At 55.7% G+C, this 14,137-nt stretch carries 15 protein-coding genes; 7 read left to right on the top strand and 8 right to left on the bottom strand.

Going from position 1 to position 14,137, the window contains the following annotated elements; genetic code table 11:
- Nucleotides 1-11: 11 nt before the first annotated feature.
- From WFO70_RS17885 to dsdA, 3 genes are all read left to right on the top strand, one after another.
- Entirely contained in the window at nt 12-539 is a 528-nt protein-coding gene (locus WFO70_RS17885; RefSeq protein WP_337018024.1) for a hypothetical protein, read from the top strand.
- Nucleotides 530-946 (top strand): type II toxin-antitoxin system YafO family toxin, encoded by a 417-nt coding sequence (locus tag WFO70_RS17880; RefSeq protein WP_337018023.1) that lies wholly within the window; start codon nt 530-532, stop codon nt 944-946. The genes WFO70_RS17885 and WFO70_RS17880 overlap by 10 nt, the downstream gene beginning before the upstream one ends.
- A 118-nt stretch (nt 947-1,064) precedes the next feature.
- The gene (gene dsdA, locus WFO70_RS17875; RefSeq protein ID WP_337018021.1) at nt 1,065-2,366 is read left to right on the top strand and encodes a D-serine ammonia-lyase; all 1,302 of its coding nucleotides are present in this window, start codon (nt 1,065-1,067) and stop codon (nt 2,364-2,366) included.
- Here dsdA and WFO70_RS17870 read toward each other — a convergent pair.
- The 4 genes from WFO70_RS17870 to WFO70_RS17855 all read right to left on the bottom strand — a co-directional run bounded on the left by WFO70_RS17870 (nt 2,363) and on the right by WFO70_RS17855 (nt 5,768).
- Nucleotides 2,363-3,475 carry an anaerobic sulfatase maturase gene (locus WFO70_RS17870; RefSeq protein WP_337018019.1) on the bottom strand — a complete coding sequence of 371 codons (1,113 nt, stop codon included), beginning with the start codon at nt 3,473-3,475 and terminating at the stop codon, nt 2,363-2,365. The two genes, dsdA and WFO70_RS17870, sit on opposite strands and share 4 nt — an antisense overlap.
- Nucleotides 3,472-3,834 carry a DUF202 domain-containing protein gene (locus WFO70_RS17865; protein ID WP_337018017.1) on the bottom strand — a complete coding sequence of 121 codons (363 nt, stop codon included), beginning with the start codon at nt 3,832-3,834 and terminating at the stop codon, nt 3,472-3,474. The genes WFO70_RS17870 and WFO70_RS17865 overlap by 4 nt, the downstream gene beginning before the upstream one ends.
- Nucleotides 3,824-4,171 carry a YidH family protein gene (locus WFO70_RS17860; protein ID WP_337018015.1) on the bottom strand — a complete coding sequence of 116 codons (348 nt, stop codon included), beginning with the start codon at nt 4,169-4,171 and terminating at the stop codon, nt 3,824-3,826. Before WFO70_RS17860 ends, WFO70_RS17865 begins: the two co-directional genes overlap by 11 nt.
- A gap of 181 nt (nt 4,172-4,352) precedes the next feature.
- The gene (locus WFO70_RS17855) at nt 4,353-5,768 is read right to left on the bottom strand and encodes an aryl-sulfate sulfotransferase (RefSeq protein ID WP_337018013.1); all 1,416 of its coding nucleotides are present in this window, start codon (nt 5,766-5,768) and stop codon (nt 4,353-4,355) included.
- A gap of 475 nt (nt 5,769-6,243) precedes the next feature.
- Here WFO70_RS17855 and WFO70_RS17850 point away from each other — a divergent pair, with 475 nt between their 5' ends.
- From WFO70_RS17850 to WFO70_RS17840, 3 genes are read left to right on the top strand one after another with little or no spacing between them, the layout of a single operon-like run.
- Complete coding sequence (locus tag WFO70_RS17850; protein WP_337018011.1) at nt 6,244-7,569, top strand: PTS sugar transporter subunit IIC; 1,326 nt, start codon at nt 6,244-6,246, stop codon at nt 7,567-7,569.
- 28 nt (nt 7,570-7,597) lie between these two features.
- Nucleotides 7,598-7,921 carry a PTS sugar transporter subunit IIB gene (locus WFO70_RS17845; protein WP_337018009.1) on the top strand — a complete coding sequence of 108 codons (324 nt, stop codon included), beginning with the start codon at nt 7,598-7,600 and terminating at the stop codon, nt 7,919-7,921.
- A 9-nt stretch (nt 7,922-7,930) separates the two neighbouring features.
- Nucleotides 7,931-9,415, top strand: coding sequence for a sulfatase (locus tag WFO70_RS17840; protein WP_337018007.1), 1,485 nt, complete (start codon nt 7,931-7,933; stop codon nt 9,413-9,415).
- On the opposite strand, the gene WFO70_RS17835 is transcribed toward WFO70_RS17840, so the two are convergent.
- From WFO70_RS17835 to ibpA, 3 genes are all read right to left on the bottom strand, one after another.
- The gene (locus WFO70_RS17835) at nt 9,412-11,073 is read right to left on the bottom strand and encodes a putative transporter (RefSeq protein WP_337018005.1); all 1,662 of its coding nucleotides are present in this window, start codon (nt 11,071-11,073) and stop codon (nt 9,412-9,414) included. The genes WFO70_RS17840 and WFO70_RS17835 overlap by 4 nt on opposite strands.
- Before the next feature lie 188 nt (nt 11,074-11,261).
- Complete coding sequence (gene ibpB / locus WFO70_RS17830) at nt 11,262-11,690, bottom strand: small heat shock chaperone IbpB (protein WP_142487671.1); 429 nt, start codon at nt 11,688-11,690, stop codon at nt 11,262-11,264.
- A 132-nt stretch (nt 11,691-11,822) separates the two neighbouring features.
- Entirely contained in the window at nt 11,823-12,233 is a 411-nt protein-coding gene (ibpA, locus tag WFO70_RS17825; protein ID WP_032615564.1) for a small heat shock chaperone IbpA, read from the bottom strand.
- A 311-nt stretch (nt 12,234-12,544) separates the two neighbouring features.
- On the opposite strand from ibpA, the gene WFO70_RS17820 reads away from it, so the two are divergent.
- Nucleotides 12,545-12,877 carry a YceK/YidQ family lipoprotein gene (locus WFO70_RS17820; protein ID WP_337018289.1) on the top strand — a complete coding sequence of 111 codons (333 nt, stop codon included), beginning with the start codon at nt 12,545-12,547 and terminating at the stop codon, nt 12,875-12,877.
- Here the strand turns inward: WFO70_RS17820 and WFO70_RS17815 are convergent, their stop codons facing one another.
- Entirely contained in the window at nt 12,878-14,104 is a 1,227-nt protein-coding gene (locus WFO70_RS17815) for a DUF3748 domain-containing protein (RefSeq protein WP_337018001.1), read from the bottom strand.
- Nucleotides 14,105-14,137 lie beyond the last annotated feature (33 nt).

Genomic DNA, 14,137 nt, shown 5'->3' with positions numbered 1-14,137 from the left:
GGGAGTCTATCGTGACATTCAAAATTCAGCATTTGCAGGCAGCAGTGGCACTGGTTATTGTCAGTCTCCAGCCGCAACCTAAAGCGGTTGCGTGTCAGCCTACGATTGTCGAACGGGTTTACGCGATGGGCGCTAAAGTTAACAAGACCGATATTAGCGAGCTTACAGCGGCACTTAATGATATTGCTGAAGATCTGCGGTCAAGCCGCGCTGAGCTCGCGCGGTATGCGGATAGCGACTTCGACGCCGCAGCTAAACTTGCGATGCAGCTTTCGAGCCAAACTATCTATGCCGCAGGTATCGCAGAATCCTTTGTCCTGATGCTGCCCGAAAAAGATATCATCATGGCGTATGACAAAGGTTCTGTGGAATTTGCGTTTGTAAAAGCCATCAGGATGGTCAGTTTGGCTACAAAAAATTATCTTAGCCTCATTGATCAACTTACGCGTAAGACAAGTCCGCGAGACTCAGGAGTGGATTTCGTGGCGATGCAGCATTTGCTTGAAACCGGCAACAAGGCTGCGTCCAGATGGCTGTAACGGCTGAATACAGCAATGTTACATGGGATGCGTTCTTCCTTCCCACTTTTAGCGTTCATCCCGGCCTCGAACCTCAGCTTAAATCTGAATTTATCACTTACAAATCAACAGGTGCGCCTTCCGATCTCCTTGGACGGGACGCACCTTTTGACTTTCCGCCCTTTGCGGTTGACGCTAACGTTCACCACATACACGTTAATCTGCATTACGAAAAGAACTGGCGAGAGCGTCAAGAGAACTACCACCGGACCAGCGATCATTACCTGATTTATACCGAACATATGTGGGAGTCAGGCAGATTCATGTTGATGGGCCTGATTACACCGGCTCACCAACGTATGTCTTCAGGTGATAACCGTCTACTTAGCTACTTTGCAGATGTTGCAGAAAATTTTCATTCCTCCTGACTTTCAACATCAACCTGTCATTTCCAGCCCATTGCTTCGTATAGCATAAGCCAATTATCGCTTGCACTCGGCGGCACCTTCCTGCTTTCTTTCATTATCTAGCGCGAAGAGATCTCTTATGGAAAATGCAAACATCAGCACTTTAATCGCACAGTATCCTCTGGTGGAGGATCTGATCGCCCTGAAAGAAACCACCTGGTTCAACCCGAACGCCACCACCCTGGCCGCTGGCCTGCCCTATGTTGGCCTGACCAACGCCGACGTGGAGGATGCCCGGGCGCGCCTGAACCGCTTTGCGCCTTACCTCGCTCTCGCGTTTCCGGAAACGGCGGCCACTCACGGGATTATCGAATCTGAACTGGTGGCTATTCCGGCAATGCAAAAGCGGCTGGAGAAGGAGTTAAATATCCCTATTCCCGGCACCCTGCTGCTGAAAAAAGACAGCCACCTGCCGATCTCCGGCTCGATTAAAGCCCGCGGCGGGATCTATGAAGTGCTGACCCACGCCGAAAAACTGGCTCTGGCCGCCGGGCTACTCAGCCTCGACGACGATTACAGCATCCTGCTGGAGCCGCGCTTCAAAGATTTCTTCAGCCAGTACAGCATTGCCGTGGGATCAACCGGCAACCTCGGGATGTCTATCGGTATCATGAGCGCCCGCATCGGCTTTAAGGTAACGGTGCACATGTCTGCCGACGCCCGCGAGTGGAAGAAAGCAAAACTGCGCAGCCACGGCGTGACGGTGGTGGAGTATGAGCAGGATTACGGCGTGGCGGTGGAACAAGGGCGCAAGGCGGCGGAAAACGATCCGAACTGCTTCTTTATCGACGATGAAAACTCCCGCACCCTGTTCCTGGGCTATGCCGTGGCAGGCGAGCGCCTGAAAGCGCAGTTTGCCGAACAGGGCCGGGTGGTGGATGCGGAGCACCCGCTGTTTGTCTATCTGCCGTGCGGCGTGGGCGGCGGGCCTGGCGGAGTGGCGTTTGGGCTGAAGCTGGCTTTTGGCGACCATGTTCACTGCATTTTTGCCGAACCGACCCACTCCCCGTGCATGCTGCTGGGGGTCTATACCGGTCTGCACGATAAGATTGCGGTGCAGGATCTGGGGATCGATAACCTCACCGCGGCGGATGGACTGGCGGTAGGTCGCGCCTCCGGCTTTGTTGGCCGCGCCATGGAGCGCCTGCTCGACGGGTTCTATACCCTCTCCGATCAGAGCATGTACGACATGCTGGGCTGGCTGGCGCAGGAGGAGAACATTCGCCTTGAGCCGTCGGCACTGGCGGGCATGGCCGGGCCGGTGCGCCTCGCCGCCTCCGGTCACTATCCGCTGGAGAACGCCACTCACCTGGTGTGGGCCACCGGCGGCGGGATGGTGCCGGACGAGGAGATGGCGAAGTACCTGGTGAAAGGGCGTTAACTTGCCCGGTGGCTCTGCTGTAGCAGGGCCATCAGCTCCAGGGGTGAACGGTGATGGCGGATTAAATCGCGCATCACCCGCATATGCGGGGCGGAGTGGCGGAAAAATGCCTGATATCCGGCACAGAGCGCGCTTTTGCCCTCAATGCGGTGTTTCGGGCAGTCGCCGTTGCACAGATGACGCATCGGACAGGCCTGACATTCGGCGGATAAGTCGCTTTGCTTGCGCAGGCCAAAAGCGATGGCCGCCTCGCTGCGATTCAGCTCTGCCAGCGGCGTCTGATGGATGTTGCCCAGCCGGTACTCGGGCCAGACGTAGTGATCGCACTGGAAGAGATCGCCATTGGCCTCCAGCGCAAAGGCGTGGCCGCAGGTGGCGGCAAGGGAACACATCTGCGACGGGTAGCCGCACCACACCCCCAGCGTCGAGTCGAAGAGCTGGACATAGACGCGACCAATATCCTCCCGCACCCAGACGTCAAATACCGTCGACAGGAACGCTCCCCACTGCTCATCGCTCACCGATTCCGGATTATCCTGCTCCTGCAGGGGAAGAAACTGCAGATACGGGGTGCCCAGCGCGCGCAAATAGCGATACATGCGCTCCGGCTGGCGGCTGTTGTGCCGGTTAATGACCGTCAGCAGGTTAAACGACACCTGATGGGCGCGCAGTTTTTCGATCGCCGCCATCACCTTGTGATGGGTGGGATTGCCGCTGCGGCTGACGCGGTACGCATCATGCAGCGCCGCCGGACCGTCCAGCGAGATCCCCACCAGCCAGCCCTGCTCACGGAAGAACCGACACCAGGCATCGTTAAGCAGGATCCCGTTGGTCTGAAAGGCATTGGTGATGCGCTTTCCCCCGCCATAGCGGTGCTGCAGTTGTGCGACGCGGCGGAAGAAATCCAGCCCGCAGAGCGTTGGCCCCCCACCCTGCCAGGCAAACTGCACCTCCGGCCCGGGCTGGGCGGCGATATGCTGCTGAATGAAGGTCTCCAGCGTGGCGTCATCCATGATCGGTTGCTGGGGTTTATCGATATAAAAGCAGTAGCGGCAGTTGAGATTGCAACGTGAACTGGCCGGCTTGGCCATGACCTGACATCCTGTCATGCAAAATCCCTGATAAAAATAATGAGATGGTGAACGTGACTAGCAGCAAACAGTAATGCGAGGGATAACACTGCGAGGGAGATCATAAATTTAATACGCACCGGTCGGGATGCCGAAAAATCATACAGCGAGACATCCATTTTTGCGCGACTGCGGGTGTAATGCCAGAGGATCAGCGCCACCATCGCCAGCACCCCCAGTGCCACCCAGAACAGCGGGCCCGCCTGCTGCCAGTTATGCCTGACCGCCAGCACCATCAACGCCCCGTAGCCAAACAGGGTGCGCAGCCAGGCAAGCGAGGTGCGCTCCGGTTGCAGCCCCGGATCGGCCAGACGGCGCGCTTTGCGGCTATCCGCCATACAGCACCAGCCCCATCGCAATCACCGCCACTATCATCAGGATCAGGCTGACCATCAGCAGGCTGCGGGTGTAGGGGAGATCTTCTTTCAGGCGCATCGCCTTTTCATTCCGCAGCCAGCGCAGGTAGCCGTAGATCGCCAGCCCGCCGGAAAAAAGGCACAGCAGCAGCGCCAGCAGCTGGCGGATCACCGGCGTGGCAAAATCGGGGGCCAGCTGGTCGAGACCGACACCGGCCGCCAGAAAGCCCAGCGCGGTGCGGATCCACGCCAGAAAGGTACGCTCGTTTGCCAGCGAGAAGCGATAATCCGGCGCTTCGCCGAGGCGGGAAATTTTCATGACGTCTCCTGTCTGACTGTCCGGTGTACAAAACTGCGGCAATAGTAACGTATCCAGGGAAGTAATTCCCACCCGCAGGATCTGATGGCGGAAGCGGTATAACGCCAGCCAGGGGAACAGCTTACAGGCACCGTAAATGCGGCAAGTAACACGAGGCCGTAACTTGCCGCTGAGGATAGCGTTAAATTAATGAACGCAGCTCATCGTAAGTGAATATTCTGCCGCGATAGCCCAGGCCGGTATCAATATTGTAAATCGATACCCCAATATTATTATCGATATCAAAAACGAAGAACGATTGCTCGGCTCCGAAATAGACATTGTAATAATCATTACCAACATCAAATACCGATGACGTGAGTTCGCTACGCTGCCCTGGGAAATGAAACTGATCCAGGCGCTGCACCGTCGCGGCGGTTAAATCAATAGCAAGAATAGTGGGGAGAGAATCCAGTTCGGCGGCAGTATAAGTTACCGGTTCCGCTTCAATTGTACGGACCAGCTCATTACCTTGCTCATCTGCACAGGAGTTGTTATTGAACAGGGAGACAACGAACCTGTTTGCACCCCGCCACGCCTGGTACCGGCTGTTGTGCGTCACAAATACGGCATGCTCCCCGTTGGGATAGCTGAAATTATCCCCATCCACCACCTGCAAATTCAGGGCGCTGTTCAGCACCGGAAAGGCCGGGTTATCGATAATCCACTCCGGCTCCCCGGTCTCGCTATTGAGGCCCAGCACCGTACAGCTGGAGCGGGAATTGACCATCAACTGCCCGGTCTCTGCGACATATTCCAGGCTGTTGAAATGCACATCATTGGTGTCGGTATTGTCCAGCACCGTGGCACCCATAAATTCCCGGGAGTAGTCACGCTGCCAGAGCAACGCCCCGCTGGCGATGTCGTATTTATAGAGAATGCACTCCAGCTTTTGCTCGTCACTCCAGCCATCGAGCAGGGAGCCTAACACCCAGAGATTGCCTGTACCGTCGGTGGTGATGTCGTGATGAAAACCATACCCGGCAGGTGCGGCGTAGGTTTGCGCGACCTTACCGGCGAGATTGAAGCGGTATAACGTTGGCGCAAAGGCATGCTTGTCAGGATCCCAGGTTTCGCTGGCCAACGCCGACCAGAGCGCGTTTTCGATAATTTTTAAGTTACCGTACATCCAGGGGAACAGGCCAGTAATGCGCAGATCGCCATTGATGTCATAGCCATTCCACGCGCTGGTGACAAACCAACCCTGTCCTAACGTGCTCTCCGCCATCGCGTCGTCAGTAATATTAATCGCCAGCGTCAGAGGGACATCACCATAGTCCTGCCCCTGCGTTGATATCACTATCTGAAAGGTTTCGACAGCGTTATCCCTGGTGTAAAGATTCAGGGTGACGGTATTGACATAATTGGCATACAAACCGACCACGGTGATGTCCGGATTAACGCTGTATTGATCGGTGCCATAATGAAAGCTGGCGTTCGCAGTTTTACCCTGGACGGTATAGTCAAACTTTAGTGCCTCCGGACTATCAATGGTAATTAATGCGCTAAGTTTGTTTTTATCATAGGGATTGATTTTTACAGTATAGGTTGCGTTCATTCTTTCAGTCCTTTGTTTAAAGAAAAGAGAAATTACTGCGTGTTGCGAAAATAAACCTATACCTCCAACTAAATTAAATATGTGGCTAACACCACAAAATAAAGCGGTTGCTAATAATTAATTTAACAGCGTAACGTAATAATCCCCAGATCAATAATCGAAGTTAAAATATCCAGCAACTATATATTTAACCCTCTGATAGCGACATACCTCTTCATTCACAGTGCCATTTTATATATAAAAAAACTATCAAATTAAATTTTGAATAATCAGACTTAATACAACCCTAATTTTGCAAATAGAATCACAAAAAATCACTTTCAATCTTCTAATGACCAGATTTGATTATTAGAGTGCATTTGCTGTCAAACATATTTGCCTTAATTACTACTCGTCGTTCCGTTATTAAATAAGAAGCAATACTGAGCTGGATTTCCTTAATCCGGAAGCGAATGTCACGGAGGTTGACTGCATTATGTTTTCTGACTTTATTTCAGTAATACAATCTTTTCTAACCGAACCCGCTATTTTAATTGGGCTGCTGGTAGGATTAGGTTATGCCCTCGACAAGAAATCACCGATAAAAATTATTACCGGTATGGTTAGCGCCATGGTGGGATTAATGATGGTGCTCTTTGGCGGGTTTCAGTTTTCAGCGACCTTTAAACCCGTCGCCGATGCGGTGAGCAAATCTTATGGCATCCATGGTTATTTAATGGATTCCTATGCCATGAAAGCGGCAACCCAGATTGCACTCGGGGATAATTTTGGTTTTGTGGGCTATGTGTTTGTCCTGGCCTTTTTTACCAATCTGCTGCTGGTCCTGTTTGGTCGCTACACAAAGGTGAAAGGCATTTTCCTCACCGGCAATACCGGGGTGTCTCACTCCCAGGCGGTGCTGTGGCTGATCGTCTTCTGGCTGGGCTTTGGCTGGGTGCCGTCGATTATTATCGCCGGGATTTTAACCGGGGTCTTCTGGGCCTTTGCTACCACCCTGATTGCCAAACCGGTCGCTAAAATCACCAACAATGCAGGCTTTACCATTGCCCATAACCAGATGCTGGGGATCTGGTTCTTCTCGAAATTCGCCCATCTGTTTGGCGATGCCGAGAAACAGGATGCCGAGAACATGAAGCTTCCCGGCTGGCTGGCGATTTTTAACCATAACGTCACCTCCATCGCCATTGTGATGACGCTGTTCGTCGGCGGGTTCTTACTGACCACCGGCATTGATAACGTGCAGGCGATGGCAAAAGGGAAGCCCTGGTATATCTACATTATTAACCTCGGCCTGCAGTTCTCCATGTATATGGTGATCCTGTTGCAGGGGGTACGCATGATGGTCGGGGAAATTAACGCCTCGTTTAAAGGCTGGCAGGATCGGTTAATTCCGGACGCGATTCCCGCCGTCGATGTCGCGGCATTACTCCCCTTCTCCCCGAATGCCGCCACCCTTGGATTTATCTTCTGTACCTTCGGCACTATTTTCTCGATGGGTATTCTGCTTATTACCCACAGTCCTATTATGGTGCTCCCCGGTTTTGTGCCGTTATTTTTCGCCGGCGGTCCGATTGGGGTATTAGCCAACCGGCTGGGGGGCTATCGCGCCGTGATAATTTGTACGTTCCTGCTGGGGATTATTCAAACCTTCGGCACCGTATGGGCTATTCCCTTAACCGGACTCGCCGCCGAAGGGGTGGGCTGGACCGGTATTTTCGACTGGGCGACATTATGGCCTGCCATTTGTGAAGTGCTTAAATTTATTGCCTCAACGTTCCATCTCGGGCCTTACGCGGGCTAACTCTTCTCATTGTGAAAAGGATATCGTCATGAAAGACAAAATTAATATTCTGTTTGTTTGCGGCTACGGTGTCGGCAGTAGCGTGATGTTGCAGACGGTAGTGAAAAAAGCCTTAGCGAAATATGACATTCAATTCGACATGGAGCATACCGCCGCGGGCGAAGTCGGTGGATTTACGGAATGGGCGGATATTTACGCCATTTCGAAAAAACTGATTGATGTGGTGAGCCTCGATCCGCGCCACGGGCAGTATCTGATCCCCATCGAAAATATTATGGACGGAGAGACCATCGGCAAACAGATCTACACGGTGGTTGAAGAGCATTTCCCACACCTCATCAAGGCCCGTTAAGGAGCGACGATGAAAGCGATCATTCTGCTCTTCGACAGCCTGAATAAACACTATCTGCCGCCATACGGGGATATGATCACTCAGGCACCCAACTTCCAGCGTCTGGCGGCCCGCTGCGCCACCTTCAACAACAGCTATGTCGGCAGTATGCCCTGCATGCCCGCCCGCCGGGAGCTGCACACCGGCCGGTACAATTTTCTGCACCGGGAGTGGGGGCCGCTGGAGCCGTTCGACGACTCCATGCCGGAGCTGCTGAAAAAAGCGGGCGTCTATACCCACCTGATCAGCGACCATCTGCACTACTGGGAGGATGGCGGCGGCAACTACCATAATCGCTACAGCTCATGGGAGATCATCCGTGGCCAGGAGGGGGATCACTGGAAGGCCAGCGTGGCCGACCCGGCGATCCCCAAGGTGTTGCGGGTGCCGCAGAAGCAAACCGGCGGTGGCGTCTCCGGGCTCTGGCGACACGACTGGGTCAACCGCGACTACATCCAGCAGGAAGCGGACTTCCCGCAAACCCGGGTCTTCGATGCCGGATGCGAGTTTATCGACAAGAACCATCAGCAGGATAGCTGGCTGTTGCAGGTGGAAACTTTTGACCCCCACGAGCCGTTTTATACCACGGAGGAGTATCTCTCGTTGTATCAGGATCCGTGGGACGGCCCGCACTACGACTGGCCGCGCGGCAAAGTGGAAGAGAGTCCGGAGGCGGTGGAGCATATTCGCTGCCGCTACCGCGCCCTCGTCTCCATGTGCGATCGCAACCTGGGCCGCATTCTTGACCTGATGGACCGCCACGATTTGTGGCGCGATACGATGTTGATTGTCGGTACCGATCACGGCTTTTTGCTCGGGGAGCATGGCTGGTGGGCGAAAAACCAGATGCCCTATTACAACGAGGTGGCGAATAACCCGCTGTTTATCTGGGATCCGCGCAGCGCCCATCAGGGGGTACAGCGGGATGCGCTGGTGCAGATGATTGACTGGGCCCCGACGCTGCTGGAGTTCTTCAACCAGCCCATCCCACCCGACGTCCAGGGTCGTCCGTTAGCCCGCATCCTTGAGGATGACACCCCGGTGCGTGACGCTGCGCTGTTCGGGGTTTTCAGCGGCCATGTCAACGTCACAGACGGGCGCTATGTCTATATGCGCGCCGCGCTGCCCGGACGTGAGAATGACATCGCCAACTACACCCTGATGCCGATCAAGATGAATACCCGCTTTACCCCGGAAGAGCTGGATTCAATCGCCCTGGCCCCCCCGTTCCGCTTTACCAAAGGGGTGAAAACGCTGCGTATTCCCGCCCGGGAAAAATACCCGGGGGTCAATCGCGTCGGCCATCTGCTGTTCGATTTACACAGCGATCCGCACCAGCAGTGCCCAATTGAAGATAAAGCCATCGAAACGCGGATGATCGCCCTGCTGGTGCGTCTGCTACGTGAGAGCGACGCCCCGGCAGAGCAGTTCGCCAGATTAGGCTTAGAGGTTTAACCCATCCCCCAGAACAGCACCGCCAGCAGCTGCGGTGTGATAATGCGCATGAACATCACCAGCGGATAGACCGTGGCGTAGGAGAGCGCCGCCGCCCCGCTGGTGGCGTGCAGGTTGTTGGCAAAGGCCAGCGCCGGAGGATCGGTCATCGAACCGGCCAGCATGCCGCACAGTGTCAGGTAGTTCATCTTCGCCAGCAGCCGCGCCAGAATGCCCATGGTGATCAGCGGAACGGCGGTAATAAGAATGCCATAGCCAATCCAGCTGACCCCGTCGCCGCGGGCCAGCGTCTCAACGAAGTCACCACCCGATTTCAGCCCTACCACCGCCAGAAACAGCACGATCCCCAGCTCGCGCAGGGCGAGGTTGGCGCTCGGGGGCATAAACCAGTAGAGCTTACCCACGCAGCCGATACGCCCGAGGATCAGGGCCATAATCAGTGGCCCGCCCGCCAGCCCCAGCTTGAGCGCCACCGGGAACCCCGGCACGTACAGCGGAATGGAGCCCAACAGGACGCCAAGACCGATGCCGATAAACACCGGCAGCATCTGTACCTGCTGCAGTTTTTGTTGCGCGTTGCCCACCATATTGGCCACGGCGTCGATGGAGGCCGGACGCCCGACCAGGTTGAGGATATCGCCAAACTGCAGGCTGGCGTCCGGGCTGGCCACCAGCTCAACCCCGGCGCGGTTCAGGCGCGAGATCACCACGTCATAACGCTCTTTGGCCTGCAGTTCGCGGATTTTCTTGCCTAATACCTTCTCGTTGGTGACCACCACCCGCTCGACCCGCATATCGGTGCCGCGCGTAGAGAGCGAGGTATCCACCTCCTGGCCGATCACCAGCCGGGCATTGTTCAGGTCCGCCGGCTGGCCGACGAGGTGCAGCAGGTCGCCGGTCTGGATCACCGTGCCGGGCAGAGGCACCATCAGGGTCTGCTCGCGCTTCAGGCGGGAACAGATAATGTTGGCGCTGTTCAGGATCGGCACATCCTGAATCGCCAGGTTGTTGAGATTGGGGTTGTCGACGCGAATGTTGATGGTTTTAATCAGCGCCTGACCCTGGCTAAGGGTGGATTCGTGCTGCTGGGCCTCTTGCTCTACGTTAATGCGAAACAGAACGCGCATCAGCCACATGGTGAGCAGAATGCCGCAGATGCCGAACGGGTAGGCCATGGCGTAGCTCATGCCCATCTGATCCACGATGCCAGGCTCAATCCCCAAGTCGCGCAGGATTTGCTGCCCGGCCCCCAGCGCAGGGGTGTTGGTGACCGCCCCGGAGAAGATGCCCAGCACCACCGGCAGGGGGATGGCGAAGAGTTTATGCAGCAGAGCGGTGACCAGCCCGCCCATCACCACAATCCCCATCGCAAAGAGGTTAAGGCGCAGCCCCGAGACGCGCAGCGAGGCGAAAAAGCCGGGGCCGACCTGAATCCCGATGGTGTACACGAAGAGGATCAGGCCAAACTCCTGAATGAAATGCAGCATTTGCGCGCTAAGCGTAATGCCCAGCTGGTCGGCAAAGTGGCCGACAAATATCCCGCCAAACAGCACGCCGCCAATGCCGAACCCGACGCCGCGGATTTTGACATTGCCTATCCACAGCCCGACCACCGCAACCAGTGCCAGAATACTGACCGTTAACGCTATATCACTCATGACGGCATCCCTGTGAATAACATTATTATTAACAGGGATTTTCGCAGAGCGCAGGCGGGTTGTATGGGCGATGGCGCACAAAAAAGCCTCGCGGAGCGAGGCTTCAGATTTGCCCGGCGGCGCTTCGCTTGCACGGGCCTACGGGCTATGTAGGTCGGGTTAGCGAAGCGCCACCCGACACGATAGCATTAGCTGTTCAGCGCCGGCCGTTCGCTGATGGCGATCCGCTGCGGAGCAATCTCTTCCGGCACGTTGCGGGTAATGTCGATATGCAGCAGCCCGTTGGTGAAGGTTGCGCCCGTCACTTCCATATGTTCAGCGAGGGTAAAGCTCAGGCTGAACGGCTGAGTGACCAGCCCCTGGTGCAGCCATTTGGTTTCGGTCTCCGGTTTTTCCGGGGTGCCTTTCACCGTCAGGCGTGTGCCTTCCAGCTGGATATCCAGGTTCTGCTGGCTGAATCCCGCCACCGCGAGCGTAATGCGATAGTGGTTATCGTCGCTCTTTTCGATGTTATATGGCGGGAAGGTCTGGCTTTCGGTGGTGCTTTGCAGCGCGTTAGCCAGTTTGTCAAAACCGATCCACTGACGCAGCAGCGGGGATAAGTCGTAATTACGCATGGTAGTTCTCCTTCTGAGAAGCGAGTTCGGCACAATGTTGTGCGCAGTTGTCCCGGCAAATCCTGTTGGATCCGCCTCTGCTCCCGATATCGGCAAGCATTCAGGTATGGGCCGCCGCAGCGACCCGGGCAATTAATTAATTTCGATACGGCGCGGTTTTTTCGCTTCCGGAATGACACGTTCCAGATCGATATACAGCAGGCCGTTGACCAGGTTCGCGCCGTGAACGTGAATGTTCTCAGCTAACTGGAACTTACGTTCAAAGTTACGTTCGGCGATGCCCTGATAGAGATAGGTACGTTCTTTCTGCTCGCCCGCATGAGCGCCTTTCACCACCAGCAGGTTGTCCTGCGCGGTGATCTCCAGTTCGCTTTCAGCAAAACCGGCCACGGCAATCGCGATGCGATAGTGGTTTTCGTCAACCAGTTCAACATTGTATGGAGGGTAGCCGTTGCTCTGGCTTTGGTTGTTTTCTAAATGATTGAACAGACGATCGAAGCCAATGGCTGAACGATAAAGCGGAGAAAGATCAAAGTTACGCATACAGTTAACACTCCTGAAATCAGCAAGAATTGTCGCCTTCCACGGTGGACAGGCTGGGGTATCCCAAACGCCCCTCAGGCACGCTTGTTCATCGATACACTCTTAAAATGGGTCTGCTTCCGTTCTTTTCAAGAGCAGCGCAGCGAGAATTTTTTGCACTTTGCGGGTACTGGAATAGACTGGGACTACAGCACGTAAGGTTAAAATGCGATAGGTGCCACAGAGCGGTACTTTTCAACTATTCATTTTGACAATGGCCCGTTATAAACCCGATTGCGGGTCTGTTGCAGGCCATTGATGATGACTGACTGATAATGAAAAATGTTCTGATAAAGTTGACGATGTTCAGCGCGGCGGTTGTGCTTTGCGGGTGTTCGAGCGTGATGTCTCACACCGGCGGTAAAGAAGGAACGTATCCCGGGACGCGCGCCAGCGCGAACATGCTGGCAGATGACGACACCAACTGGGGCACCAAGTCTCTGGTGGTGCTGGATATGCCGTTTACGGCCGTTGTTGATACCCTGCTGCTGCCGTGGGATCTCTTCCGCAAGGATAAATCCGTTCGCTCCCGCGTGGAGCAAAGCGAGGAGAAGACGCTGGCGACCAACGCCGTCATCCCACCCGCTGCCATGCCCTCTCGCTGATTAGCACCCGGTTTCTGTCATCCAGATTTGACGGAAGCCGTCGACCTCCTCCATCCAGGCCAGATAGCGCCCGTCAGGCGAATAAACCACCGCATCCCCCGACGGTGGGTTGCCGTGATCGGACGTCAAAAACGTTACCGCCCCCGAGGCGGCATCACACTGCGCAATACGATCTTCCAGCACAAACCCCAGGGAATGGCCCGCCGGATGCCAGTTAAACGCCGACTGGATATCACTGTGATGATGAGTAAGCTGACGAGGCGCTCCCCCTTCCGGGGCGATCAGCCACAGCTGGACCACCCCTTTATCATCCCGCATCAGGAACGCGATTTGTGTCGCCTGCGGGTTACTGCGTACCCAGTGGCGCGGCACGTTTACCAGCCCCGGATAGCGGTGGTTGTGGGTGAAGGTTAAACGGCGCTGCACCACCCCGGCAGGCGGAGCGGGCAACCGATCCGCCGTGCCCTGAAGCGGCAGATCGCCCGCCTGCTTCCAGCCCTGTTCGTCTTTCGGCAGATTGACGATAAACAGCTCCGGCACTTTTTCACCGCGAGCGGAAAGGGTATCGCCGATAAAGGCCAGCCGATCGTTGCCCACCCAGCCCTCTTCATAGGCGCGGTTGATCTCGTCGCTGCCCGGTTCTGGCATCGGGGTCGTGCGGCTGACCAGCACGCTCCAGTGGGTGCCGCCATAGTTGCGCGGATGATCGCCCTGCGGGCTCACCGGACCGTAAGGCGCGGCCACGCCCACGTTGCGTAAATCGAGCTTCGGATCGCGTTCGTGCAGGACATGGTCGTTATAGGTAAAGCTGACGAACTGCCCGTTCGGGCTGTACACATGCACATGGCTGCCGCCGCGCAGCGCGCCGGGCGTGAAGGGTTCGGTGATATCCATCGCATCGAGATGGCTTACCTGGTTATCTTGCGCAATCACCCCCTGGCGGTGGTGAAAATCGTACTGCCAGTGGGCATCGGGGTTTTGTGGGCCGTGAATAAAGACGTATCTATTTTCTGCAGGATGAACGGTCACCACGCCAACATGCGCGCCGTTGCTGGCGCGATAAATCACCTCCACCTCGCCCGTGTCGACCTTAACCCGCTCGATGGTTTCGCCGGTAAAAGACGCCCCGGAAGGTCGGACGTCAAAAACCAGCCACTGGCTGTCTGCGGTCCAGGTGCGGGTGTTGGTGAGCTGGTGATTGCGGGGAGCGAAGGTGATTTGTTTCATGAGGATACCCTGATGCGCGGATGTCGCATCAGG

The organism is Leclercia sp. AS011, assembly GCF_037152535.1.
Lineage (GTDB): Bacteria > Pseudomonadota > Gammaproteobacteria > Enterobacterales > Enterobacteriaceae > Enterobacter.
Note: the sequence above shows the minus strand (reverse complement) of the source record. Positions and strands in the feature narration are given on the sequence as shown.